21 protein-coding genes are annotated in these 24784 nt (G+C 71.0%); 12 read left to right on the plus strand and 9 right to left on the minus strand.

Features of this window, described 5'->3' with window-relative positions:
- Window positions 1-120: 120 nt before the first annotated feature.
- Complete coding sequence (locus LK06_RS19615) at window positions 121-3450, minus strand: S41 family peptidase (RefSeq protein ID WP_039652639.1); 3330 nt, start codon at window positions 3448-3450, stop codon at window positions 121-123.
- A 170-nt stretch (window positions 3451-3620) separates the two neighbouring features.
- Between LK06_RS19615 and LK06_RS19620 the strand changes: the two genes are divergently transcribed.
- The 4 genes from LK06_RS19620 (at window position 3621) to LK06_RS19635 (ending at window position 7924) form a co-directional block, all read left to right on the plus strand.
- Window positions 3621-4223, plus strand: coding sequence for a TetR/AcrR family transcriptional regulator (locus tag LK06_RS19620; RefSeq protein WP_039652641.1), 603 nt, complete (start codon window positions 3621-3623; stop codon window positions 4221-4223).
- Window positions 4224-4323: 100 nt separating this feature from the next.
- Complete coding sequence (locus LK06_RS19625) at window positions 4324-6549, plus strand: MMPL family transporter (protein WP_039652642.1); 2226 nt, start codon at window positions 4324-4326, stop codon at window positions 6547-6549.
- Window positions 6550-6690: 141 nt separating this feature from the next.
- Window positions 6691-7593, plus strand: coding sequence for an NAD(P)-dependent oxidoreductase (locus LK06_RS19630; RefSeq protein WP_039652644.1), 903 nt, complete (start codon window positions 6691-6693; stop codon window positions 7591-7593).
- 55 nt (window positions 7594-7648) lie between these two features.
- Window positions 7649-7924: a DUF1876 domain-containing protein gene (locus LK06_RS19635; protein ID WP_039653171.1), complete on the plus strand. Its 276-nt coding sequence runs from the start codon at window positions 7649-7651 to the stop codon at window positions 7922-7924.
- Between the two features lie 28 nt (window positions 7925-7952).
- Here the strand turns inward: LK06_RS19635 and LK06_RS19640 are convergent, their stop codons facing one another.
- The 6 genes from LK06_RS19640 to LK06_RS19665 form a co-directional block, all read right to left on the minus strand.
- Complete coding sequence (locus LK06_RS19640) at window positions 7953-9113, minus strand: serine hydrolase domain-containing protein (RefSeq protein WP_039653172.1); 1161 nt, start codon at window positions 9111-9113, stop codon at window positions 7953-7955.
- 114 nt (window positions 9114-9227) lie between these two features.
- On the minus strand, window positions 9228-9674 hold the full coding sequence (locus LK06_RS19645) for an organic hydroperoxide resistance protein (protein ID WP_039652646.1): 447 nt from the start codon (window positions 9672-9674) through the stop codon (window positions 9228-9230).
- Between the two features lie 189 nt (window positions 9675-9863).
- Window positions 9864-10340 carry a MarR family winged helix-turn-helix transcriptional regulator gene (locus LK06_RS19650; RefSeq protein WP_052318842.1) on the minus strand — a complete coding sequence of 159 codons (477 nt, stop codon included), beginning with the start codon at window positions 10338-10340 and terminating at the stop codon, window positions 9864-9866.
- A complete protein-coding gene (locus LK06_RS19655; RefSeq protein ID WP_039652648.1) occupies window positions 10337-11095 on the minus strand; it encodes an energy-coupling factor ABC transporter ATP-binding protein in 759 nt (252 codons plus the stop codon). Before LK06_RS19655 ends, LK06_RS19650 begins: the two co-directional genes overlap by 4 nt.
- Window positions 11083-11844, minus strand: a complete 762-nt coding sequence (cbiQ, locus tag LK06_RS19660; RefSeq protein ID WP_039652649.1) for a cobalt ECF transporter T component CbiQ — start codon at window positions 11842-11844, stop codon at window positions 11083-11085. Before cbiQ ends, LK06_RS19655 begins: the two co-directional genes overlap by 13 nt.
- A gap of 1 nt (window position 11845) precedes the next feature.
- Window positions 11846-12898, minus strand: a complete 1053-nt coding sequence (locus LK06_RS19665) for an energy-coupling factor ABC transporter permease (RefSeq protein ID WP_043406248.1) — start codon at window positions 12896-12898, stop codon at window positions 11846-11848.
- A 149-nt stretch (window positions 12899-13047) separates the two neighbouring features.
- Between LK06_RS19665 and LK06_RS19670 the strand changes: the two genes are divergently transcribed.
- Complete coding sequence (locus tag LK06_RS19670) at window positions 13048-13386, plus strand: SsgA family sporulation/cell division regulator (protein ID WP_039652651.1); 339 nt, start codon at window positions 13048-13050, stop codon at window positions 13384-13386.
- Between the two features lie 69 nt (window positions 13387-13455).
- On the opposite strand, the gene LK06_RS19675 is transcribed toward LK06_RS19670, so the two are convergent.
- On the minus strand, window positions 13456-15120 hold the full coding sequence (locus LK06_RS19675; RefSeq protein ID WP_043432356.1) for a penicillin-binding transpeptidase domain-containing protein: 1665 nt from the start codon (window positions 15118-15120) through the stop codon (window positions 13456-13458).
- A 221-nt stretch (window positions 15121-15341) separates the two neighbouring features.
- On the opposite strand from LK06_RS19675, the gene LK06_RS19680 reads away from it, so the two are divergent.
- Entirely contained in the window at window positions 15342-16499 is a 1158-nt protein-coding gene (locus LK06_RS19680) for a PP2C family protein-serine/threonine phosphatase (protein ID WP_039652653.1), read from the plus strand.
- Between the two features lie 32 nt (window positions 16500-16531).
- On the opposite strand, the gene LK06_RS19685 is transcribed toward LK06_RS19680, so the two are convergent.
- Complete coding sequence (locus tag LK06_RS19685; protein WP_039652655.1) at window positions 16532-18283, minus strand: dolichyl-phosphate-mannose--protein mannosyltransferase; 1752 nt, start codon at window positions 18281-18283, stop codon at window positions 16532-16534.
- Window positions 18284-18410: 127 nt separating this feature from the next.
- Here LK06_RS19685 and rsmI point away from each other — a divergent pair, with 127 nt between their 5' ends.
- The 6 genes from rsmI to LK06_RS19715 all read left to right on the plus strand — a co-directional run bounded on the left by rsmI (window position 18411) and on the right by LK06_RS19715 (window position 24657).
- Window positions 18411-19259: a 16S rRNA (cytidine(1402)-2'-O)-methyltransferase gene (rsmI, locus tag LK06_RS19690; protein ID WP_039652656.1), complete on the plus strand. Its 849-nt coding sequence runs from the start codon at window positions 18411-18413 to the stop codon at window positions 19257-19259.
- A gap of 484 nt (window positions 19260-19743) precedes the next feature.
- A complete protein-coding gene (locus tag LK06_RS19695; protein WP_039652658.1) occupies window positions 19744-20145 on the plus strand; it encodes a hypothetical protein in 402 nt (133 codons plus the stop codon).
- 47 nt (window positions 20146-20192) lie between these two features.
- A complete protein-coding gene (locus tag LK06_RS19700; RefSeq protein WP_043432355.1) occupies window positions 20193-21089 on the plus strand; it encodes a TatD family hydrolase in 897 nt (298 codons plus the stop codon).
- A gap of 122 nt (window positions 21090-21211) precedes the next feature.
- On the plus strand, window positions 21212-22675 hold the full coding sequence (locus LK06_RS19705; RefSeq protein WP_043432353.1) for a resuscitation-promoting factor: 1464 nt from the start codon (window positions 21212-21214) through the stop codon (window positions 22673-22675).
- Window positions 22676-22897: 222 nt separating this feature from the next.
- Window positions 22898-23767 (plus strand): 16S rRNA (adenine(1518)-N(6)/adenine(1519)-N(6))-dimethyltransferase RsmA, encoded by an 870-nt coding sequence (gene rsmA, locus LK06_RS19710; protein WP_039652662.1) that lies wholly within the window; start codon window positions 22898-22900, stop codon window positions 23765-23767.
- Window positions 23764-24657: a 4-(cytidine 5'-diphospho)-2-C-methyl-D-erythritol kinase gene (locus tag LK06_RS19715; protein ID WP_039652664.1), complete on the plus strand. Its 894-nt coding sequence runs from the start codon at window positions 23764-23766 to the stop codon at window positions 24655-24657. Before rsmA ends, LK06_RS19715 begins: the two co-directional genes overlap by 4 nt.
- The last annotated feature ends 127 nt before the right edge of the window (window positions 24658-24784 follow it).

Consider the following 24784-nt stretch of genomic DNA (forward strand, 5'->3'; position numbering starts at 1 on the left):
TGCGAGGGTGGTGAGCGGGAGGTCACCCACGCTGCGCAGCCGCACACCGGTGGGGCTCGCGCCCCTTTCCCGGCTGCGGGCGTCTGCGGATGCCTGTCGGACGGAGCCGGCGGACGGGCCTCACAGGGACCTCGGGGGCAGTTTGGGTCGCGAGCGGTCGGGGGTGTCGCCGTAGTCGGGGGGAACGGCCGCCGGAGTGGTCTCCAGGAGGTCCAGGGCCAGCCGGACGGCGTCGTCCAACTGGGCGTAGCGGCCCTCCGCCCAGTCCAGGGGGGTGCGCAGGACCTCCAGGTCGGGGGTGACGCCACGGTTCTCCACGGACCAGCCGTAGGCCTCGAACCAGGCCGCGTTCATCGGCACCGTGATGACCGTGCCGTCGCCCAGCCGGTGACGGCCGGTCATGCCGACCACGCCACCCCAGGTGCGCTGGCCGACCACCGGACCGAGCTTCAGCAGTCTGAAGGCGGCGGTGATCATGTCGCCGTCGGAGGAGGTCGCCTCGTCGGCGAGGGCGACCACGGGGCCCCGGGGGGCGTTCGAGGTGTACGACACCGGTTGCGCGTCCCGAGTCAGGTCCCAGCCCAGGATCGTGCGGGTCAGCTTCTCGATGACGAGTTCGCTGATGTGTCCGCCCGCGTTGCCGCGCACGTCCACGATCAGTGCCGGCCGGGACACCTCCATGCGCAGGTCGCGGTTGAACTGCGCCCAGCCCGAGCCGCCCATGTCGGGGATGTGTAGATAGCCGCATCTTCCGCCGCTCAACTCCCGGACGACCGCGCGGCGTTTGGAGACCCAGTCCTGGTAGCGCAGCGGCCGTTCGTCGACGAGCGGGACGACGGCGACCCGCCGGGGGCGCCCGGCCCCGCCTTCCGCCGGGATGAACGTCAGCTCCACGGTCGTACCGCCCGAGCCCGCCAGCAGGGGATAGGGGCCGGTCACTGGGTCGACTGGGCGGCCGTCGACGTGGGTCAGCACGGCACCCTCGCGGATGCCCGTACCGGCCAGTGGTGAGCGGGCCTTGGAGTCGGAGGAGTCGCCGGGCAGGATGCGCTTGACCGTCCAGCCGGCGTCGCGGCGCACCAGGTTGGCGCCCAACAGGCCCTGTCGGCGCTGGTAGTGGGGCGGGCCTTCGTTGTGGCGGGCCCCGGTCACGTAGGCGTGGGAGGTCCCGAGTTCACCGAGGACTTCACGCAGGAGGTCCGCGAACTCGTCGGGTGTGGCGACCCGTTCGACCAGCGGGCGGTACTGATCGAGCACCGCGTCCCAGTCGATGCCGCACATACCGGGGTCCCAGAAGTAGGCGCGGATGAGGCGGCCGGCCTCCTCGTAGGACTGGCGCCACTCCGCGGGCGGGTCGGCTTCGTGCGGGATGCGGCGCAGGTCGATCCAGACGGTGGTGTCGCCGTCGCCCGGCTCGGTCGAGGGCACGGCCCGCAGTTCCCCCTCGTCCACGACGACCAGCCGGGTGCCGTCGCCGCTCACCTCGAACCAGTCAAGGTGGCCGACGAGTTCGGACTTCTTGGCCTTGCCGATGTTGAAGTACTCAAGGGTCGGGCGGCCAGTGGTGTCGTCCGGGCTGGCGAAGGTCTCGCCGAGCGCGCCGGAGATCGGCCAGCGCAGCCAGACCAGTCCGCCACCCGAAACCGGACGCAGCGCGGAGTACTTGGAGGCGATGACCGGGAACGGTGTGACCCTGCTCTCTAGGCCCTCCGCCTCGACGGTCACCATGCCGCCCTCGCCGCTCTCTTCGTCCCCGGCCGGATCGAGCCCCCCGGCGGCCGGACGCCCCTCGGGGCTCAAGGCGAAGGGGGACGGGGTCGCGGAGGAGAGCGGGACGAGGTAGGGGCGGCAGCCGAGCGGGAAGGACAGGTCACCGGTGTGGACGTCGTACACCGGGTCGAAGCCGCGCCAGGACAGGAAGGCGAGATAGCGGCCGTCACGGGTGAAGACCGGGTTCTCGTCCTCGAAGCGGCCGTTGGTCACGTCCACGACGAGGCGGTCGTTGATGCGGGCCAGTTTGATCTGGCGCAGGGAACGGCCGATGCCCGGGTGGGACCAGGCGAGCCAGGAACCGTCGGGGGAGAAGGCCAGGTCGCGGACGGGGCCGTTGACGGAGTGGATCAGTTCGGTGACCACGCTGTCTGGGGCTGCGGTGCCCGGGCCGGATTCGTCCGGGCCGGCGGTGGTCTCCGCGGACGATCTGCCGGTGGTCCCGACTCCGGAGTCGTCCGCGGTGTCGATCAGCAGGAGCCGTCCGTCGTGCGAGGCGATGGCCAGGCGTTCGCCCAACGGGTCGGAGACCATTTCCAGGACTCGGCCCAGCTTGCCCGCGGCCAGCCGGCGCGGCGCACGGTCGCCGGTCGCGCGGGGCAACTGGGCGATCTCGACCGCGTCCTCGCCCTGGGCGTCGGTGATGTAGGCGACCTGTCCGGTGGAGCCCAGCATGTCCGGCAGCCGGACCCGGACACCGGGCGTGTCGGTGATCGTCCGGGCCGGGCCGTCGCGATGGGTGAGCCAGTACAGACTGCCTCGGACGACGACCGCGCTGGCCCGGCCGGTCTCGTCCATGGAGACGCCGTCCACGTTCTGTGCGGCCGGTACTTGGTACCTCCGGCGGCCGGTGGCCGGTCCGGCGAGGCGGATGCCGAGCTTGCGCGGTACGCCGTTCGGGGACAGGTCGTCCACCAGCCACAGGTCCCCCGCGCACTGGTAGACCACCCGGGTGCCGTCGCTGGAGGCGTGCCGGGCGTAGAAGGCGTCGTGGTCGGTGTGGCGGCGCAGATCGGTGCCGTCGTGGGTGCAGGAGTAGAGGTTGCCGACACCCTCGTGGTCGGAGAGGAAGACGATCCGGTCACCGACGAACATGGGGCAGGCCAGATGACCTTCGACGTCCGGCAGCAGGCGTCGCCCGTGCAGCCAGAGCCGGCCCATGGCGCCGCCGCGGTAGCGCTTCCAGGAGGCCGGTTCGTGCGGCGGGGTGCCGGTGAGCAGCAGGCTCTGGTGTTCGCCGTCGAGGTCGGCGACCTGGATGTCGCAGACCGGCCCCCAGGGCAGCCGTGCGCCCGGGTCGCCGTCGGTGGGGACCTTGTAGGCCCAGGTGAAGTAGGAGAAGGGCTGGCCGTGGGAGGCGACGGCGAGGATGTGGCTCCTGCCGTCCGGGTCGGGAGGTGTCCAGCCGCAGACGCGGGTGTCGGTGTTGCCCCAGTACGTCAGCCGCCGCGCGGGACCGCCGTCGACGGGGACCAGGTTGATTTCGGGGACGAGGCTGCGCCAGCTGGTGTAGGCGATGTGACGCCCGTCGGGCGAGAAGCGGGGATGACCGGCCTTGGTGCGGTCTGCCGTGAGCCGCCAGGCGCGGCCCGGGGCGTCGAGGGGTGCCAGCCAGAGGTCGTCTTCGGCTGCGAAGCACACCAGGTCGCCGCTGAGGTGGGGGAGGTGCAGATAGCTCACCTCCTCATGCTTTTCCGCCCGGTGGGGCCCAGCAACTCGTGCGGCCCTTATGCGTCCTTCACCTTCGTGACCCAAGACACGTACGAAACCGTTTCGTTTCGATAAGGGGAGGGGTACCCTCGTGGAGGTACGAAAGAAGATGCGAGTTCCGGAGTGGGAAGGTGACCGGCATGAGCGAGGCCGTCGCAGCGACGCGTCGCAGTCGGATCACGCCCGAGCGCGAGGCCGAGTTGTACGAGGCCGTGCTCGGTCTGCTCCGGGAGGTCGGTTACGACACCCTCACCATGGACGCCGTCGCCGCCCGCACCCGGTCCAGCAAGGCCACGCTCTACCGCCAGTGGGGCGGCAAGGCACAGCTGGTCGTCCAGGCGTTGCGGCACGGCAAGCGCGGCCACGTCGAGGACATCGACACCGGTTCGCTCCGCGGTGACCTGCACGCCCTAGTGGCGCTGGAGGACGACTGCACCATGGAGCGGAACTCCGCGCTGATGCGGGGTGTCGCCATGGCGATGCACCACAATGACGATCTGCGCCAGGCCTTCCGGGAACAGCTCATCGCCCACGAGGTGGGCGGGTTCCGGCAGGTGGTGCAGCGCGCGGTCGACCGGGGCGAGATCCGTCCCGACTGCCCGGCCATCGATTTCATGCTGCACATGATGGTCGGCGGTTTCGCCACCCGGACCTTGCTCGACGACCAGCCGCCCACCCGGGCCTTCCTCACCTCGTACATCGACGCCGTGGTCCTCCCCGCCCTCGGCGTGTCAGCCATCTGACCTTCCCCAACAAACCCACTACCTGACGTCACCGCTCACGTCGTCGGGCTGATCAACCCTGCCCAGATGAACCCCACGACCTGACCGGGAGTACGCCTCCATGGCCACGTACCTCTACAAACTCGGCCGGCTCGCCTTCCGGCGACGGCACTTCGTCGCCCTGATATGGGTCGCGCTGCTCACCCTCGCTGGGGTGGGCGCCGCCTCCGCACCGACCGCCGGCAACACCTCCTTCTCCATTCCCGGCACCGAGGCACAGAAGGCCTTCGACCTGCTGGAACACCGCTTCCCCGGCATGAGTGCCGACGGCGCGACGGCGCGGGTCGTCTTCCAGGCGCCGAGCGGCGAGAAGATGACCGACAAGGCCAACAAGGCGACCGTCGAGAAGGCGGTCAAGGAGCTGAAGCACGGCTTTGAGGTAGCGTCCGTGGCCGACCCCTTCAGCGGGCACGCCGTCAGCAAGAACGGCACCATCGCCTACGCGTCGGTGAAGTACAAAGTGTCCGGCATGGAACTGGAGGACTCCTCCCGGGACGCCCTGAAGACGGCCGCGCAGCACGCCCGGGACACCGGGCTGACCGTCGAGGTCGGCGGTGACGCCCTCAACGCGGCCCCCAAGAGCGGCTCCAGCGAGGTGATCGGCCTGGCGATCGCCGCGGTCGTCCTCGTCATCACCTTCGGTTCCCTGGTCGCCGCCGGGCTGCCACTGCTGACCGCGATCATCGGTGTCGGTATCGGCGTCTCCACGATCACCGCCCTCGCCAGCACCCTCGACCTGGGCTCGACGACCTCGACCCTGGCGACGATGATCGGCCTCGCCGTCGGCATCGACTACGCCCTGTTCATCGTCTCCCGCTACCGGGCCGAACTCGCCGAGGGCCGCGAACGCGAGGAAGCCGCCGGCCGGGCCGTCGGTACCGCGGGCTCGGCCGTGGTCTTCGCCGGCCTGACCGTCGTCATCGCCCTGGTCGGCCTGTCCGTCGTCAACATTCCGATGCTGACCAAGATGGGCGTCGCCGCCGCGGGCACGGTCGCCATCGCCGTGCTCATCGCCCTGACGATGATCCCGGCACTGCTCGGCTACGCGGGCCGCAAGGTCAAACCGGCCGGTGAGAAGAGCAAGCTGCTCGGCGGCGGCCGCACGCCGAGGAAACCGGGGCGCCCCAACATGGGCTCCCGCTGGGCGAGCTTCGTCGTCCGTCGGCCCGTCGCGGTGCTACTCCTCGGCGTGATCGGCCTCGGCGCCGCGGCGGTCCCGGCCGCCTCCCTCGAACTCGGCCTCCCCGACGACGGATCCCAGCCGGTCTCCACCACCCAGAGGCGCGCCTACGACCTTCTCTCCGAGGGCTTCGGACCCGGCTTCAACGGCCCGTTGATGGTCGTGGTCGACGCCAAGGGCAGTGACGACCCCAAGGCTGCCTTCACCAAGGTCGGCGACGAGATCAAGGGCCTGAAGGACGTCGTCACCGTCACCCCGGCCGCGCCCAACAAGGCCGGTGACACCGCGACGATCACGGTCATCCCCAAGTCCAAGCCGTCGTCGACGACGACCGAAGACCTGGTGCACGCCATCCGCGGCAAGGGGCCCGGCATCGCCGCGGAGACCGGCTCCAAGGTCCTGGTCACCGGCTCCACGGCGATGAACATCGACGTCTCGCAGAGGCTGAACGACGCGCTCCTGCCCTATCTGGCGCTGGTGGTGGGCCTGGCGTTCCTGCTGCTGATCGTGGTCTTCCGCTCGGTCCTGGTCCCGCTGAAGGCGGCCCTCGGCTTCCTGCTCAGCGTGCTGGCGGCGCTCGGTGCCGTGGTCGCGGTCTTCCAGTGGGGCTGGCTGTCCGGCCTGATGCACGTCGAGCAGACCGGCCCGGTCATGTCGATGATGCCGATCTTCATGGTGGGCGTCGTCTTCGGTCTTGCGATGGACTACGAGGTGTTCCTCGTGACCCGGATGCGGGAGGCACACGTACACGGTGAGAAGCCCAGCCAGGCCATCGTGACCGGCTTCCAACACGGTGCCCGGGTGGTGACCGCCGCCGCCGTCATCATGATCGCCGTCTTCTCCGGCTTCATCGGCTCCAGCGAGTCGATGGTCAAGATGATCGGCTTCGGCCTCGCGATCGCCGTCTTCTTCGACGCGTTCATCGTCCGCATGGCCGTCGTCCCGGCGGTGCTCGCCCTGCTCGGTAAGCGAGCCTGGTGGCTGCCGAAGTGGCTCGACCGCGCGCTGCCCAACGTCGACGTCGAGGGCGAGGGACTGCGCACCCGGTCCGGCGCGGACAGCAGGGATCCCGACACCGAAGGGGAACGGGAGCTAGTACGCGCCTGACGCACCGCTGCTGACCGACGTTGACCAGCCGGTGAGGGTCCCGCGGGGGACGACGTACCCTCACCGGCTGCTCTTTGTGGCGCACCGGGGACGTCACGGTGCGAGAAGCTGAACACAGACCACGACGACAGGGAGCTGTCGATGACCGACAAGCCGACCGTCGGTGTCCTCGGCACCGGCATCATGGGCGCAGCCATGGCCCGCAACCTGTGCCGCGCCGGACTCACCGTGCGGGCCTGGAACCGCACTCGGGACAAGGCGGAGCCCCTCGCCGCCGAAGGCGCGCGCGTCACCGGCACGCCCGCCGAGGCCGTCGAGGGCGCCGATGTCGTCCTCACCATGCTCTACGACGGCGACACCGTCCTGGACGTGATGCGCGAAGCCGCCCCGGCGCTGCGCTCCGGTACGGCCTGGGCGCAGTGCACCACCACGGGCGTCGAACTCGTCTCCGCGTTGGCCGCCTTCGGCCGTGAGCACGGGCTCCTCTTCTACGACGCCCCCGTCCTCGGCACCCGGCAGCCCGCGGAGACCGGGCAACTGACCGTGCTGGCCGCCGGGCCGGAGGAGGGACGGGAGACGGTCGCGCCGGTCTTCGACGCGGTGGGCGCGAGGACCGTGTGGACCGGGGCGGACGCGGACGCGGGAAGCGCCAGTCGGCTCAAGCTGGTCGCCAACAGCTGGGTCCTCGCGGCCACCGCGGCGGCTGGCGAGGTGCTGGCCTTGGCCGAAGCCCTCGGCGTGGACCCGCAGGACTTCTTCGCCCTCATCGAGGGCGGCCCACTGGATATGGGCTACCTGCGGGCGAAGTCCGCGCTGATACTCGACGGCAGGCTCTCCCCGCCGTCGTTCATGGTGGCCACCGCCGGGAAGGACGCCCAGCTGGTCGTCCGGGCGGGGGAGCAGAACGGCGTCCGGCTCGATGTCGCCGCCGCGACCGCAGCACGCTTGGCCCGGGCCGCCGCTCAGGGGCATGCCGGCGAGGACATGGCCGCCGCGTACTTCGCCAGCTTCGGCGATCAGGCTCCGTCCGACCCGCCGAAGTGACGTTCCCCGCCCGCGGGAGCACCCTGGAAGCAGCGGTTTTCCGGAGGTGGTCGACATGATGCACACAGCTGTGGGATGGCACATCGAGCTGGAGTTCCAGGAAGACGACGAGCACACGCGCGCGGCCGCCCTGGTGCGGTTGCCCGACGGTAGCGAGGTACGGGCCCACGGGCACGCCAGCCGCCACCACGTCGACGCGAACCAGCCCCGGGTCGGCGAAGAGATAGCGGGCGCCCGCGCCCTCAACGAACTGGCCATGGAGCTGCTGACCAAGGCGCACGGGGAGATTGACGCGGAGTCCGGGCGGACTTCGCATCCGATCCACATGTAAGGCACCGGCCCGCAGTCCGGGTGCGCCGTTACCCGAGTACCGTGCGCAGCGCCCGCACCAGTGCCTGTGCTCTCGGGTCCGCCGTCACGCCCTGCCGGAACCCGTTGGTGACATAGCCGAAGGCGATGCCCGATTCGGGGTCGGCGAACGCGAGGGAGCCGCCGCGGCCCGGGTGGCCGAAGGAACCGGGGGAGAGCAGCGGGGACGCAGCGCCGTGCAGCATGTAACCGAGGCCGAACCGGGTGCCCACCACCAGGACCCGGTCCGGTCCGGTCGAGTTCTCGGCGCGGGCCAGTTCCGTGGTGTCCGCGGAGAACAGACGGGTACCGCCGTCCACGTCGCCGATGAGCGAGGCGTAACAGCGCGCCAGGCCCTCGGCGGTGGCGATGCCGTTGGAGGCGGGCAGGGCGGCGGACTGGTGGGCGGGGGCGTTCTCGTCGGGGAGCGGGGTGATCGCGGCGAAGGCCCGGCGGGTCAGGGAGGCCGGGTCGGCGTAGGCATCGGCCACGGCACGTTTGGGCCGGATCTTCAGAGCGCCGGCGGCCTCGGGCGCCTCGACCGGCCCGACCCGGCCCACGCGCGGGCGTTCGGACCCCGGCAGGCCCAGCCACAGGTCCGCGCCGACGGCGGTCGCGATCTCGTCCGCGATCCACTCGCCGATCGGACGGCCGGTGACGCGCCGGACCAGTTCGCCGGTGAGCCAGCCGTAGGTATGGGCGTGGTAGCCGTGATCGGTGCCCGGCTCCCACACGGGTGCCTGTGCGGCGACGGCCGCCGCACCGAGATCGGGATCGGCTGCCTCGGCGGGGGTCAGCGGACGGTCCAGGACCGGTACACCGGCGCGGTGCGCGAGCAGGTGCCGCACCCGGGTGTGTTCCTTGCCGGCCGCTTTGTACTCTGGCCAGTACGCGCCCACCGGGGCGTCCAGGTCCAGCTCGCCGCGCTGGTGCAGGAGCAGGAGCGCGGCGGCGGTGACGCCTTTGGTGGCGGAGCGTACGACCTGCGCGGTACCGCGTTCCCAGGGGATGTCACCGTCCACGTCCTTGGTGCCGGCCCACAGGTCGACGACCCGGTGGCCGTCGCGGTACACGGCGACAGCCGCGCCGCGCTCGCCGAGCAGAGCGAAGTTCGCTGCGAATGCCTCCCGGACCGGCTCGAAGCCCTCGGCCACGGTGCCGTTCACGTTCACGTCTGCGTTTGCGTCCACGCTCGCCGTCCTTGCCGATCGCACGTCCGTCGTCCTTCCGATCGCCTGCGACAGTGGGTGTAACGGCGGTTGTGTGCCTGCGATTCCTTGGTTGGATCAGCCGAGCAGAATCGTTACCTCGATGTTGCCGCGGGTCGCGTTCGAATAGGGGCATACCTCGTGTGCCGCGTCCACCAGCTCGGCCGCCAGCTGCGGGTCCAGGACCGGCAGGGAGATGCTGAGAGCGACCGCGAGGCCGTAGCCGCGATGCCTGTTCGGGCCGATGCCCACCTTCGCCGCCACCGTGGAGCCGGTCAGGTCGTAGCCCGCGCGGTTGCCGACCAGGATGAGCGCGTTGTGGAAGCAGGAGCTGTAGCCGGCCGCGAACAGTTGTTCAGGGTTGGTGCCGTTGCCGTCGCCGCCCAGTTCCGGAGGCATCGCGACCTTCAGTTGCAGTCGGCCGTCCTGGCTGGTGACGTGGCCGTCCCGGCCGCCGTGGGCAGTGGCTTCGGCGACGTACATGATCTTCGTCGGACGGGTGTCGACGGCGGTGTCCTCGGCCATGGCCGGCCTCCCCGGAATAAGTGGCGCGCAAATGTATCGCGCACAAGGTACCGGCCGGTAGGTCAGCTTGAGTGGGCAGGGGGGCGACGACCTGTGCGTCACGCGAGCCGGGGCCGCGTCGCCTGGATCAGGTCCGTGTGGTGCGGGCCGGGAGGCTGCCTTGCCCGAGTGGGGGCTGCCGCGCGCGCATCAGGGGCAGTCGGTCGCCGTGTCGGCGCGCTCGGTGAGCTTCCGCAGCTCCTCCCGCAATCGCGCTGCCTCCTGTGCGCCGAGTCCCGTGGTGGTGAGCAGTGCGCCGGGAACACGCGCTGCGCGTTCCCTGAGTTGCTCTCCCTGTCCGGTGCATGCGACGAGTACCGAGCGCTCGTCGCTCGTGGCGCGCTCCCTGCGCACCAGGCCTGCCCTCTCCAGCCGCTTCAGCAGCGGCGACACGGTGCCGTAGTCCAGGCGGAGGGCACGCGCCAGCTCCTTCACACTGGTTTCGCCCCGCTCCCACAGCACGAGCAGCACGAGGTACTGCGGGTAGGTGAGCCCGAGGGCGTCCAGATGCGGGCGGTACGCAGCGGTCACAGCCCGCTGGGCCGCGTACAGCGCGAAACACAGTTGGTCGTCCAGCAAGAGCGACCCGGCGGCGCCCCGGTCGGCTCGGTCTTCTTGACGCGTCACGCGCCCATTGTCACGGACTTCGGGTCGAACCCGAACGGCAGCTCCAGCCGGTGTGCCCGCATCAGCTCGTCGTCGGAGAGCAACTCGCCGGTCGGGCCGTCCGCCGTGATCACGCCGCCGCTGAGGATCAGCGAGCGCGGGCACAGTTCCAGCGCGTAGGGCAGGTCGTGCGTGACCATGAGGACCGTGACGTCCAAGGAGCGCAGGATGTCGGCGAGTTCCCGGCGGGATGCCGGGTCGAGGTTGGAGGACGGTTCGTCCAGGACCAGGATCTCCGGTTCCATCGCCAGTACGGTCGCCACGGCCACGCGCCGGCGCTGACCGAAGGACAGGTGGTGCGGTGGTCGGTCGGCGAAGTCCCGCATGCCGACCTGTTCCAGAGCACGGTGCACCCGTTGCTCCAGTGCCGCACCCTTGATCCCGGCGGCGGCCGGCCCGAACGCCACGTCCTCCCGCACCGTTGGCATGAACAGTTGGTCGTCGGGGTCCTGGAAGACGATGCCCACCCGCTGCCGGATGGCGGCCATGTGCTGCTTGCCGACGGGCAGCCCCGCGACGGTCACCGTGCCGGTGCCGCCGCTCAGGATGCCGTTCAGATGCAGCACCAGGGTCGTCTTGCCGGCGCCGTTCGGGCCGAGCAGGGCGACCCGTTCGCCGCGCCCGACGGAGAAGTCGACTCCGAACAGGGCCTGATGGCCGTCCGGATAGGCGAAGGCCAGTCCGGCCACTTCCAATGAAGGTGTCACAGGAACCATCCCAGCAGACAGACGACGAGGGCGGTGAAGGGGAGCGCCAGGGCGTACGACCACTGCGCCCGGGATGCGGTCGCCTCGTCGATGACCGGCATCGAGCCGGCGTATCCCCGGCTCATCATGGCCAGGTGCACCCGCTCCCCCCGCTCGTAGGAGCGGATGAACAGCGCGCCGGCCGACTTGGCGAGCACGCCCCAGTGCCGCACGCCCTTCGCCTCGAAACCGCGCGACTCGCGGGCGATCCGCATCCGGCGCATCTCATCGGTGATGACGTCGCCGTAGCGGATCATGAAGGAAGCGATCTGCACGAGCAGCGGCGGCAGCTTCAACCGCTGGAGGCCGAGCAACAGTTCGCGCAGCTCGGTGGTGGCGGCCAGCAGCACCGAGGCGGCCACACCGAGGGTGCCCTTGGCGAGCACGTTCCAGGCACCCCACAGCCCGCTCGCACTCAGCGACATGCCGAGCACCTGCACCCGTTCACCCTCCGCGACGAACGGCATGAGCACCGCGAACGTCACGAACGGCACCTCGATCAGCAGCCGTTTGAGCAGGAAGCCGGCGGGCACATGCGCGCGGTGCGCGACGAACGCGAGCAGGACGGCGTACAGCGCGAACGCCCACATCACCTCGCGCGGGGTCGACACCACGACGACCACGAACAGGAAGGCGGCGGCCAGTTTGGTGTGCGGTGGCAGGGTGTGCACGGGCGAGTGGCCGTGCCGGTAGAGCCGGTGTGCGTGTCCCGCGCCCACGTCAGACGCCCGTGCCCGCCGTCGAAGCGGGCGAGACGCCCGCGCTGCGGCGTCTGCGCACCGCCCAGAACACCGCACTGCCGGCCACCACCGTGACACCGACGCCGATCACACCCGCGAGACCACCGGACAGCCGGGCGTCGGAGACGTCCCTGAGCCCGTAACCGGCGAGCGGGGAACCGGCCGCAGCGTGCTCCTCCTCCTTCTTGTCGATCCCCTTGTCGTGCGCGACCTTCTCCAGGCCGTCGGGATCGGCGGAGGCGTAGAAGCTGACGAAACCGGCGAGGACGAGTGAGGTGACGAGGCCGGTCACCCACAGCGTGCGCCGGGAGGCGCGGGCCGCTGCGGGCGCCGCGAGGGCCGGCGCGTCGACCAGCTCTCCGTTCACGCGCAGTTTGAGCCGCTGCCGCAGGCCTCGTGCGCCGTGCACCAGGTCCGGACGGACCGCGACGACAGCGCTGACGGTGAGCGCGGTGATGACCGCCTCGCCGAGGCCGATCAGCACGTGCACACCGATCATCGCCGTCGCCACCTTGCTGATCGAGACGTCCGTGGTGCCACCGGCCGCGTAGATCAGGGTGAAGACGACAGCGGCGGCCGGGACGGACACCAGCGCGGCGGCGAAGGAGGCGATCGTCACCGAGCGCCGCTTGCGGGGCAGCACGGCGAGCAGTCCGCGGAAGACCGCGTACGACACCACCGTGGTGACGATGGCCATGTCGGTGATGTTCACACCGAGTGCGGTCAGCCCGCCGTCCGCGAACAGCACGCCCTGCATCAGCAGCACGACCGACACGCACAGCACGCCTGTGTAGGGACCGACGAGTATCGCGGCGAGCGCACCACCCAGTAGGTGGCCGCTGGTCCCGGCCGCGACCGGGAAGTTGAGCATCTGTACGGCGAAGATGAACGCCGCTACCAGGCCGGCCAGCGGTGCCGTCCGGTCGTCGAGTTCGCGGCGGGCGCCACGCAGGCTCACCGCGAGGGCGCCGGCGGCGACCACTCCGGTGACGGCGGAGGTGGGGGCGTCGATGAATCCGTCTGGTACGTGCACCGGATGATTTTAAAGCCTTCTTGCGAACTCTTTGCAAGAGAGACAAGGTCTCGTCTTCTCGCCGGGTGGAGGACGGAAAATGTGCGACATTAGAGAGAAAGCGGATGCGTGGCTTTCACGTAGGTCACACAGCGTGAGAGGGCGGTACGATGTCTGTAGTCGAACAGTACGCGCGCGCCCACATCGTCACGGACGAGGAGGATCCGGGGGCCGTACCCGTAGTGCTGCGGTACGACCCCGACACCGATCCACGGTCGGTCCGGTTCAGGCTGCCGGGCCCGCACGAATGGACCTTCTCCCGCGCGCTGCTGGAACGGGGGCTGCGGACACCGGCCGAGAGCGGTGCCGTGCGGGTGTGGCCGTGCGGGCGGGTCCAGGCGGTCGTGGAGTTCCATACGGACCACGGTGTGGAAGTGGTGCAGTTCGACTCCAAGACCCTGCTCAGATTTCTACGCCGGACCTACACTGCCGAACCCGTGCACAGCTGACGTCCCCGGCCTACCGGAACCGGCCGGGTCAGCCCGTTCCTTCGGCCGGGTCAGCGGTCCTCCTGTCCGTCAGCCGCCCTTCTTCAGCAGCGCCGCCACGATCGGGCCCGCCGTGTCGCCGCCGTGACCGCCCGCCTGAACCACGCCCGCGGCGGCGAGGTCGCCGCGGTAGGCGGTGAACCAGCCGTTCGGCTTCTTCTGCCCGTCGACCTCGGCCGAGCCGGTCTTCGCACCGTAGTCCGGGCCCAACCCGGACATGGCCTCGGCGGCGGTGCCGTAGGCGGCCGTGTACTGCATCAGCTCGCGCAGCTGGGCCAGGGTGCCCGCCGACAGGGTGCGTGAGGCGGTGGCCAGCGTGCGGTGGTCGACGGACGGGGATACCAGGTACGGCTGGTGGAACGAGCCCGACTTCACCGTGGCCGCCACCGAGGCCATGTTCAACGGGTTCATCCGGACCCCGCCCTGACCGATCAGCGAGGCCGCCATTGAGGCCCCTGACTGCACCGGCACCGAGCCATCGACGCTGGGCACGCCGATCGCCCAGTTGTTCATGGACAGGCCGAACACCTGCTCTGCCTGCTTGGTCAGGTCGCCGTTCCCCAGTTTCTTCGCCTGACTGATGAAGGCGGTGTTGCAGGAGCGGGCGAAGCTCGCCTTGAACGTACCGCCCTTGATCTCGAAGCCGTCCTCGTTGTGGAACTTCCAGCCGCCGTAGGCGGACGTCTTGGGGCAGGGGTGCCCCTTGTCCGCCGATGCCAGGCCCTTCTCGATCAGCAGCGACGAAGTGATGATCTTCATCGTGGAGCCCGGTGCCAGGGCGCCCTGGAAGCCGACGTTGAAGCCGTGCCCGCTGTTGGCGACCGCGAGGATCTCGCCCGTCGACGGCCGCAGCACGACCACCGAGGCGTGCTCCCGTCGGTCGACCAGCCGCTCGGCCTCCGCCTGGAGGGTGGGACTGAGTGTGGTCTTCACCTTGCCCGGGCTGCCCTTGCGCAGCTCCAGGAGTGTCTTGTCGGACACCTTGGCCGCCTTGGACGCCTTGCCGCGGACCACGCGCAGCTCGACGGCTGCTTTGCCGCCGGCCGTCTTGCCGTACTTCTCCCGGAGACCGTCCAGTACCGTGCCGAGCGACGGGTACTCGACGGTCGTCAGCTCGCCTCCGTCACGGTCCACCGCCATCACGGGTGGGGTGCCGGTCTCGCCGGTGACCAGTGAGTCGCCGCTCCTGAGGTCCGGGTGGACAACGGCAGGGCGCCACTTGACCAGCGGCTCGCCGTCGCTCGCCCGCCGCACGACGGTGAGGGAGCTGCCGTAGGACAGCGGCTTGGTGAGGTTCCGGTACGACACCGTCGCCTTGACGCAGAACGGCACCTTGCTACCCGTGGCTGTTCCGGCCGTGAGCGCGACGTCCTTCAGGTGCGCGTCCTTGGCGTAGCTCGTGAGCAGCTTGCCCGCGGCGGACGGGTCGTCGGTATCGGCCGCGGCGTCGGTGACCTTGCCCTGCTCCCAGGCGGTGAGGAAGCGCGTGGCTGCCGTGCGGACCTCGGCCGCGGTGAGCGGGCCGGTCTTGACGGCCTTGTGGGCGGCCGTGGTGGCCGTCCGCTCGTCGGCGGCGGCACCGCCCCCGTACAGCGCGTACACACCGACTCCGGCGCCGACGACCACGGCCATCATCCCGCCGAGCACAGCGGGTCTGGTCTTCCGTCGCTCGACGACGCGCCTTCTCTTGCCCACGGTCTCAGTTCCTCCGCGCCTTCCCCAGGGTCCCCGCAGCCCTCGCACTCCCCAACGACGCCATCACCCTAAAGTCCCGGCCTTCCCGGGTGGCCCCGGATGGTGTTCCGTAGCACGCCTGCGACAAACGGTCCGGTCCTGCCGCCTGCCTCGTCGCCGTGCCGCCTGGGGCAAACCCGGCAGAGGTGGAGTCGCGGGCCTCGGCGAGGCAGGCTTGGTTCATGAAGTCGCTCTTGCGCTCACCTCCCTCGACGGGAGCGGGCGGGCACGGCCGGGTCCTCTTCGCGCTGATGCAGTGCGTGCCCTTCCTGATTGCGCTGGCCGTGCTGGTCATCGAGCTCACGCCTGCGCACTTCATCTACACCGGCCCCTTCCTCACCGCGGTACCGGCGCTGGCGGCGGTGACGATGGGCCCTAGGGGCACCGCCGCGGCGGCGCTGCTCGCACTGGCGATCAGTGTGACCACCGCGACGTACAACCAGGCCTGGGGCACTCTGCAGGTCTATACCAATTTTCTGGCTCTGGCCCTGGTGACCGCTGCCGGTCTCGTCACCAGCCGCGCCGTGCAGGCACGCCGGCAGAGAGAGCTCGACCAAGTCCGCCGGATCGCGGTGGCGGCCCAGGACGTCGTCCTGCGACCCGTTCCCCCGCGACTGGGCCCGCTCCTGGCGGGCAGCCTGAGCCTCGCGGCCGGGACGGGGGCGCAGGTGGGCGGTGACCTGTACGAAGCCGTGCAGACGCGCTACGGCGTCCGGATGATCGTCGGGGACGTCCGGGGAAAGGGGCTGTCCGCGGTACGGGCCGTCGCGGTGGCGGTGGGGGCGTTCCGGGAAGCCGTGCACTACGAGAACGACCTGGTGGAGGTCATGAACCACTGCTCGGCCGCGCTCCGACGGGCGGTCGCCGCGTCGGCCGCGCATGACTCGGACATCCTGCTGGAGGGGTTCACCACCGCTCTCATCGCCCAGGTGCCCGACGAATCCGTGGTGCAACTGGTGAATCGCGGCCACCCCCCGCCGCTGCTGCTACACCGGGGCAGAGCCACGGCGCTGATGCCCTCCACGCCGTCGCCGCCGCTCGGCCTGGAAGACCTCGGTCCTCCCGCCGAACCCGAGACCTACCCGTTCCTCCCTGGCGACCGCCTGCTGCTCTACACCGACGGTGTCATCGAGGCCCGCAACCGGGGCAACGAGTTCTTCGCCCTGCCGGAGACCATGGAGGGGATACACGACAGCACCACCCCGCCGGAATTCCTGGAGCAACTGCACCTGAGGTTGACCCGCCACACCGGGGGTGACCTGACGGACGACGTGGCGATGATTCTCGTCGACCGGCTCGACGGCACCGCGCCGGAGCCGCCCGCCGGTCACGCCCGCTGAAGCCGCCACGCTCCCGCGCCGTGTCCGCCCAGCTAGACCCAGGTGTCCAGCCACATCCGCGACTGCCACTCGTCGAGCGGGATCGGGGTGCCGGTGTACAGAGGCCAGAAGAAGATGAAGTTCCAGGCGATCAGCAGCACCAGCACGCCCGCCGCCGACGCGCCGATCACCCGACGGGTGTCGCTGGAGCCCGGCGGACCGACGATCGCACCGATCAGCATCGCCACCGCCAGACACAGGAACGGTACGAAGACGACCGCGTAGAAGAGGAAGATCGTCCGCTCCTGGTAATGGAACCAGGGAAGATAACCGGCCGCGATCCCGCATGCGATGGCACCGGCGCGCCAGTCGCGGCGGAACGCCCAGCGCCACAGCACGTACAGGATCGCGATGCAGGCCGCCCACCACAGCAACGGCGTGCCGATCGCCAGTACCTCCCGCGCGCACTTCTGGCCGGCGTCCGCCGGGCAACCATCGGTGCCCGGGGCCGGGGACTGGTAGAAATACGACACCGGGCGGCCCAGCACGATCCAGCTCCACGGGTTGGACTGGTAGGTGTGCGGGGACGTCAGGTGGATGTTGAACTCGTACACCTCGTGCTCGTAGTGCCACAGGCTGCGCAACCAGTCCGGCAGGAAGGTCCAGGAGCCGCCCTTGCCGGCGGTGGCCGCCCAGTTGCGGAAGTAGCCGCCGGTGCCGTCGGTGGGGGAGAGGATCCAGCCGGTCCAGGAGGCGACGTACACGACGAGCGCCACCGGGACAGTGGCCAGGAAGGCGAGGCCGGTGTCGTACTTGAGAACCGCGGTGTACGGGTGACGGGCGCCGGCCACCTTGCGCGCGCCGACGTCCCACAGGAGGGTCATCACGCAGAACGCGGCCAGGAAGAACAGGCCGTTCCACTTGGTGGCGGCGGCCAGGCCCAGGAGCAGCCCGGCCGCCCAGCGCCAGGGCCGCAGGCCGAAGCGGAAGGTGTCGGAGAGGTGCGCGTTCGGGCGGACCCGACCGTCGGGGCCGGCCGGCAGCGCATCGGCCAGTTTCTTCCGTGACCGGTCCCGGTCGAGGATCAGGCAGCCGAACGCGGCCACCACGAAGAACATCAGCACACCGTCGAGCAGTGAGGTCCGGCTCATCACGAAGTGCAGCCCGTCCACCGCCAGCAGCGCGCCCGCCAGACAGCCGAGGAACGTCGAGCGGAAGATCCGGCGCCCGATCCGGCACAGCAGCAGTACGCTCAGCGTCCCCAGCAGGGCCGTCATGAAGCGCCAGCCGAACGGGTTGAACCCGAAGACCAGCTCGCCGAGCCCGATGACGTACTTGCCGACCGGCGGGTGCACGACGTAGGACGCGTCCGTCGGGATCGCCAGATGGCCGTGCGTCTGCAGGACCAGGTCGTTGGCGTTCTTGTCCCAGTTGACCTCGAAGCCGCGGTGGACGATCGCCCAGGCGTCCTTGGCGTAGTACGTCTCGTCGAATATCACCGCGCGCGGGCTGCCCAGGTTCCAGAACCGCATCAGGCCCGCCATCAGTGTCACCAGGAGCGGGCCGCCCCACCCCGACCAGCGGGTGATCCGCTCGGCGAGGACCGGTGGCACGCCGAGGACCTGCCACAGGCGGGGGCTCGGCTCGGCGTATGGGGGCACGAGCCGGTCGCGCACGTCGTCCGTGGGCGCCTCCCCGGCCGGTGTGTACCCGTAGCGCCGCAGCCGCCGCTGCCACGACGGCCGCCGGTCGTGCGGTGCCTGGTCCTGCCGGAGGTGGTCCATGGAGGACGCGGTACTGGTCACCGCGCCATCGTAGGGAACGGCGCTGTGCGAGTCCCGCGCATGTGCGCTACCGGTCGTGAGCCGGTCGGTTTCCCCCGTTTCCCGGGGGACCGCAGGCCGGCGCCCACTCTCCTGGGAGGATGGGGGCGTGACTGGAACCCTTGTCCTCGCAGGTACTCCCATCGGCGACATCGCGGACGCGCCGCCCCGGCTGGCCGAGGAGCTGGCGGGCGCCGACGTGGTCGCGGCCGAGGACACCCGGCGGTTGCGCCGGCTCACCCAGGCGCTGGGTGTCACGCCCCAGGGGCGGGTCGTGTCCTACTTCGAGGGCAACGAGTCCGCCCGGACGCCGGAACTGGTGGAGGAACTGCTCGGCGGGGCACGCGTGCTGCTGGTGACCGATGCGGGGATGCCCTCGGTCTCCGACCCGGGGTACCGGTTGGTCGCGGCGGCCGTGGACAAGGACATCCGGGTCACCGCCGTGCCCGGGCCGTCCGCAGTCCTGACCGCGCTAGCGCTGTCCGGGCTGCCCGTCGACCGGTTCTGCTTCGAGGGGTTCCTGCCGCGCAAGGCGGGCGAGCGATTGTCGCGACTGCGGGAGGTCGCGGACGAGCGGCGGACACTGGTGTACTTCGAGGCCCCGCACCGGCTCGACGACACGCTCGCCGCCATGGCCGAGGTCTTTGGTGCGGAGCGGCGGGCCGCCGTCTGCCGCGAGCTCACCAAGACCTACGAGGAGGTACGGCGCGGTCCGCTCGCCGAACTGGCCCGGTGGGCCGCGGACGGCGTTCGAGGGGAGATCACCGTGGTGGTCGAGGGCGCCCCCGAGGCCGGGCCCGAAGCGCTCGACGCCGGGGAACTGGTCCGCCGGGTCCGGGTGCGAGAGGAGGCCGGCGAACGCCGCAAGGAGGCCATCGCGGCGGTGGCGGTGGAGGCGGGGCTGCCCAAGCGGGTGGTGTTCGACGCGGTGGTGGCGGCCAAGCGCTCCGCTGAGTGACCCGGTCCGGGGACGGCCCTGCTGTCGGGCCGGGCCGTCCCCGGGCCTGCTGCCTGTCTCCGGGCCTGTCCTGTGCGAGAGCCCACCTCCCGCACAACAGCCTGACTTCCGGCCGGGACTCGTTTCTGCCTGGGCGCGCCCCGTTCCCCTCCGGTCCCGTTCCCCTCCGGTCCCGTTCCCTGCCAAAGAGCCTCGCCGAAGAGCGTCAGACGGGCGAAAAACGACCTCTGAGCAGGGGTGTTCTCGGGTGAGCGCATGCCCCATGAGCGGGCAAAAGGCTGTCGCCAAAGGCAAAGCGGAGAGGCTGCCGCCGCGGCCGTTTTGGCAAGAAACGCCCAAATCGCATCCAATACTCGACAGGCCGGATGCATTCGCGCCGGGAGAAGCGTCCACTGGTCAAAGGGACGCACCCGTCCCTCGCCCCATGGGGTTCCGGGGGGTTCCCCGTGCCGGGGCGCTTGTCCAGCGGACAAGAGGAGCTGGCATGAGTGAGATCGCAGGGCAGACCGGCCTCCGCGGTACGGCCGCAGCCGTCGTTCACGAGTCGTATTCCTTCGCCTGCATGAGTTGCGGGCACGGCTGGGAGCAGTCGTACGAGATAGAGCACCACACGGACGCCGACGGGCACCAGTTCGTGCAGTACGTCACCGACGGCCGGTTCGTACCGTCGCCGCTGAGCCGGCCCAACTGCCAGAACTGCGATGGCCGAGTCCTGCGGATCATGCGCGCCGGACGGGTCTCGTCGGTGCGCGGCTCGGCGGATCGGCACCACCGAGTGCCCCTGGCGGGCCCGATCGAGGTCCCGGACGTGCCTGCGCAGCGCAGGGAGTCCCGCCACTGGCACCTGTCCGATCTCCTGCATCCGTTCCAGCGCAAGGCGAGCTGAACGGCTCACCGGACCGCGGTGGCATGCCCCTTTCGTAGGATCGGGGCATGCCTTCGAACGCCGGCCAGACCACCACGGACGACAAGAACGCGGCACCGCCGCTCCCGGCCCCCCTCCAGGTGCCCGTCGCCGACTCCCACACGCACCTCGACATGCAGTCCGGCACGGTCGAGGAGGGGCTGGCGAAGGCAGCGTCGGTGGGCGTCACCACGGTCGTACAGGTCGGCTGCGACCTCAACGGCTCGCGGTGGGCGGCGCAGACCGCCGCCGCGTACGACAGCGTCCACGCCACGGTCGCCCTGCACCCCAACGAGGCCCCGCGCATCGTCCACGGCGACCCCGACGGATGGTCCCGGCAGGGCGCACGCGAGGCGGGTGGAGACGGTGCGCTGGACGACGCCCTGGCCGAGATCGAGCGGTTGGCCGTGCTGCCCCAGGTGAAGGGCGTCGGCGAGACCGGGCTGGACTACTTCCGCACCGGGCCCGAGGGCAAGGCCGCGCAGGAGCGGTCCTTCCGCGCCCACATCGAGATCGCCAAGCGGCACGGCAAAGCGCTCGTCATCCACGACCGGGACGCCCACGCCGACGTCCTGCGCGTCCTGAAGGAGGAGGGCGCCCCGGAGCGCACCGTCTTCCACTGCTACTCGGGCGACGCCGAGATGGCCCGGACCTGCGCCCGCGAGGGCTACTTCATGTCCTTCGCCGGCAACGTCACCTTCAAGAACGCCGGGAACCTGCGGGACGCGCTCGCCGTCGCCCCGCTGGAACTGATCCTGGTGGAGACCGACGCGCCCTTCCTGACCCCGGTTCCGTACCGGGGGCGGCCCAACGCCCCCTACCTCGTGCCGGTCACGGTGCGCGCAATGGCTGCCGTGCGCGGCTTCGGCGAAGACGCGCTGGCGACGGCGCTCGGCGCGAACACCGCCCGCGCGTTCGGCTACTGAGCGCGCGTTCGCGGCACAACGGTACGTAGCCGAGCCGCTTTGGAGAGTGACCGTCGCTCCGCTAGGTTCTTGGGGCCCGATTCCGGAATCCGGACCCCTCTGGCCCTCTGGAGCATGTCGGCGTGAGCGATTCACAGTACGAGACCTACGCGGCGTACGGCCCCCGCAGCGCGCCGCCCGGCACACCCGGCGAGTCCGGCACGCCCGGCGGCGCAGGGCCCGGTGTGCACAACGCGGAGACCGTGCCGTACGGGGCGGTGTACGGAGCACCGCACGGCGGCACGTACCGGACCGCGTACGAGGCGGTGGCGCAGAAGGCCTCCGTGCCGGCACCCGGGTACACAGGCGTGAGCGAGCCGGTGCTGCCGCGACAGAGCGGGAGCACACCGGGCGAAGCGGCCCGTCAACCTGGTGCGGCCCCTCAACCCGGTGCGCGCGGTGGAGTGGGCCGGCGTGCCACACGTCGGCGCAGGCCCCGTTCCGCGGAGCGCCCGGAGTCCGCCGTGCGCCGTCTGCTGCCGCAGGCGCTGGTGGTGGCCTTCCTGGCCTGCGGCACCACCGCCTTCGTCGCCAAAGACAAGGTGATCGAGCTGGACGTCGACGGCAGACAGCGCACGCTGCACACCTTCGCCGACGACGTGAGTGAACTGCTCGCCGAGGAGGGCGTGCCCGCAGGAGCGCACGACGTGGTCGCGCCCGCCCCCGACGCGGCGCTCGCCAGCGGCGACGCGGTCGCGGTGCGCTACGGACGTCCCGTACGGCTCACGCTGGACGGCAGGCGGCACGAGGTGTGGACGACGGCGAGCACGGTGGAGGGAGCCCTCGACGAGCTGGGAGTGCGTGCGGAGGGCGCGTACCTGTCCACCTCGCGCTCCCGGAGCATCGGACGCGCCGGGCTCGCGCTCGACGTGCGCACCGAACGGGCCGTCACGATCATGGCGGACGGCCGGGCCCGCACCATCCGCACCAACGCGGCCACCGTTCGTGAGGCGGTTGAGGAGGCCGGGATCGCTCTACGAGGCCAGGACACCACCTCCGCCCCGCCCGGCAGTTTCCCGCGCGACGGACAGACGGTGACCGTACTGCGGGTGCGTGGCACCCGGGAGGTCCGCGAGGAGCAGATCCCGTTCGAAGTCGAGCGGACCGAAGACCCTTCTCTCTTCAGGGGCACCGAGGTCGTCACCGACCCCGGTCGGCCCGGGCTGCGCCGGACCACCTACCTCCTGCGCACCGTCAACGGGGTTCGGCAGAAGCCGCGTCGGGAGAAGTCCGAGGTGGTGCGCCGGCCGCGCAAGCGGGTGGTGCTGGTGGGTACCAAGCCGCTGCCGCGTTCCGTGCACGGCGCCGACCACCTCAACTGGGGCGGCCTCGCCGCCTGCGAGTCCGGTGGCCGCCCGCACGCGGTCGACCCCTCGGGGACGTACGGCGGGCTCTACCAGTTCGACACGCACACCTGGCACAGCCTCGGCGGCAGTGGGCGCCCGCAGGACGCGGCGGCTGAGGAACAGACGTACCGCGCGAAGAAGCTGTACGTGCGCCGCGGTGCGAGCCCCTGGCCGCATTGCGGGGCGCGCCTGCACGGGTGAGGCACGGACCGCAGGACGTGGACGTGGTGAGCACTGAAGGACTGGGACCCGGGGACCCTCGGCTGAGGACTGCGGACCAGTGACCGCGGATCGGTGACCGCCGGCCGGTGGCCGCGGGTCGAGGCGTCGGGTGTCGGGGGTCCGGAACGCGGTGCCGGACCCCCGACACCCACCTCCCGGCACCGGGCGAAGGGGGCCCGGTCCGCCCCGTACCCTTGTCCCGTGAGCAGCCCCACCTCCGATGCCCTCCTCGGCCCGGCCGACGTCCGCGAACTCGCGGCAGCGCTCGGCGTCCGTCCCACCAAGCAGCGCGGCCAGAACTTCGTGATCGACGCCAACACGGTCCGCCGTATCGTCCGCACCGCCGAGGTCCGGCCCGACGACGTGGTCGTCGAGGTCGGCCCGGGGTTGGGCTCCCTCACGCTCGCGTTGCTGGAGGTCGCCGACCGGGTCACCGCCGTCGAGATCGACGACGTCCTCGCCGCCGCGCTGCCCGCGACCGTGGCCGCACGCATGCCGGAGCGCGCCGACCGATTCGCACTGGTCCACTCCGACGCGATGCACATCACCGAACTGCCGGGCCCCGCGCCGACCGCGCTGGTGGCGAACCTTCCGTACAACGTCGCCGTGCCCGTGCTGCTGCACATGCTCGACACCTTCCCCGGCATCGAGCGGACGCTGGTGATGGTGCAGGCCGAGGTCGCCGACCGACTCGCTGCCCGGCCGGGCTCCAGGGTGTACGGCGTACCGTCGGTGAAGGCCAACTGGTACGCCGAGGTGAGGCGGGCCGGCGCCATCGGCCGCAACGTCTTCTGGCCCGCACCGAACGTCGACAGCGGGCTGGTCTCCCTCGTCCGGCGGGCCGAGCCGATCCGGACGACCGCCTCCAAGAAGGAGGTCTTCGCCGTCGTCGACGCGGCGTTCGCGCAGCGCCGCAAGACCCTGCGGGCGGCGCTCGCCGGATGGGCCGGTTCCGCCCCTGCGGCGGAGGCAGCGCTGGTCGCGGCCGGGATCTCGCCGCAGGCGCGCGGGGAGTCGCTGACCGTGGAGGAGTTCGCGCGGATCGCGGAACACGGGGAGATGGGCAAGTGAGCGTCACGGTACGGGTGCCGGCCAAGGTCAACGTCCAGCTCGCGGTCGGCGCCGCCCGCCCCGACGGGTACCACGACCTCGCGAACGTGTTCCTCGCCGTCGGTCTGTACGACGAGGTCACCGTCTCCCCGGCCGACGAACTGCGGGTCACCTGCGAGGGCCCGGACGCCGACCAGGTCCCGTTGGACCGTGGCAACCTCGCCGCACGCGCCGCGATCGCCCTCGCTGAGCGGCGGGGCATCGCACCGACCGTGCACCTCCACATCGCCAAGGACATCCCGGTCGCTGGCGGGATGGCGGGCGGCAGCGCGGACGGTGCGGGCGCGCTGCTCGCCTGCAACGCGCTGTGGAACGCCGGCGCGTCCCGCGCCGAACTCCTTGCCATCTGCGCCGAGTTGGGAAGCGATGTGCCGTTCAGCCTGGTGGGCGGTGCGGCCCTCGGTATCGGGCGCGGCGAGCGGCTGACTGCTCTGGAGACCGGCGGCACGTTCCACTGGGTGTTCGCGATGGCCGGACGCGGGCTGTCCACACCTGCGGTCTTCCGAGAGTTCGACCGGCTCGCAGAGGGGCGGGAGATTCCCGGGCCGGTGGCCTCCCCTGATCTGCTGGAAGCGCTCGCGAAGGGCGACCCCGAAGCGCTGGCAGCCGCCGTCTCCAACGATCTCCAGCCGGCCGCCCTGTCCCTCTTCCCGGAGCTGGCCGACACCTTGGACGCGGGGCGTGCGGCGGGCGCGCTCACCGCGCTGGTCTCCGGATCCGGGCCGACCACGGCCTTCCTCGTGCGGGATCCCGGGACGGCCGAGAAGGTCGCACGGGCACTGCGGGGGTCGGGGACGTGCCGGACCGTACGGACGGCTGCGGGGCCGGTGGCGGGGGCGACGGTCGTCTGAGGCGTGCCCTGCGGCGGCACCGCCGGCGACCCGGCCGCCGCGCAGGCGGAGGGCTCGTCGACCTGGATCAGGGTGGCCGGGCACGTGCGCGGTCCGGTCGTTGCGGGTGGCACCGGACGCCGGACGC

This window comes from Streptomyces pluripotens (assembly GCF_000802245.2).
GTDB classification, from domain to species: domain Bacteria; phylum Actinomycetota; class Actinomycetes; order Streptomycetales; family Streptomycetaceae; genus Streptomyces; species Streptomyces pluripotens.

Excerpts from the sequence above, each read along its gene's own strand:
- LK06_RS19620 (WP_039652641.1), top strand. The coding sequence starts at position 3,621 with ATGAGCGAGGCCGTCGCAGCGACGCGTCGCAGTCGGATCACGCCCGAG.
- LK06_RS19625 (WP_039652642.1), top strand. The coding sequence starts at position 4,324 with ATGGCCACGTACCTCTACAAACTCGGCCGGCTCGCCTTCCGGCGACGG.
- LK06_RS19630 (WP_039652644.1), top strand. The coding sequence starts at position 6,691 with ATGACCGACAAGCCGACCGTCGGTGTCCTCGGCACCGGCATCATGGGC.
- LK06_RS19635 (WP_039653171.1), top strand. The coding sequence starts at position 7,649 with ATGATGCACACAGCTGTGGGATGGCACATCGAGCTGGAGTTCCAGGAA.
- LK06_RS19645 (WP_039652646.1), bottom strand. The coding sequence starts at position 9,674 with ATGGCCGAGGACACCGCCGTCGACACCCGTCCGACGAAGATCATGTAC.
- LK06_RS19655 (WP_039652648.1), bottom strand. The coding sequence starts at position 11,095 with ATGGTTCCTGTGACACCTTCATTGGAAGTGGCCGGACTGGCCTTCGCC.
- LK06_RS19670 (WP_039652651.1), top strand. The coding sequence starts at position 13,048 with ATGTCTGTAGTCGAACAGTACGCGCGCGCCCACATCGTCACGGACGAG.
- LK06_RS19680 (WP_039652653.1), top strand. The coding sequence starts at position 15,342 with ATGAAGTCGCTCTTGCGCTCACCTCCCTCGACGGGAGCGGGCGGGCAC.
- LK06_RS19695 (WP_039652658.1), top strand. The coding sequence starts at position 19,744 with ATGAGTGAGATCGCAGGGCAGACCGGCCTCCGCGGTACGGCCGCAGCC.
- LK06_RS19700 (WP_043432355.1), top strand. The coding sequence starts at position 20,193 with ATGCCTTCGAACGCCGGCCAGACCACCACGGACGACAAGAACGCGGCA.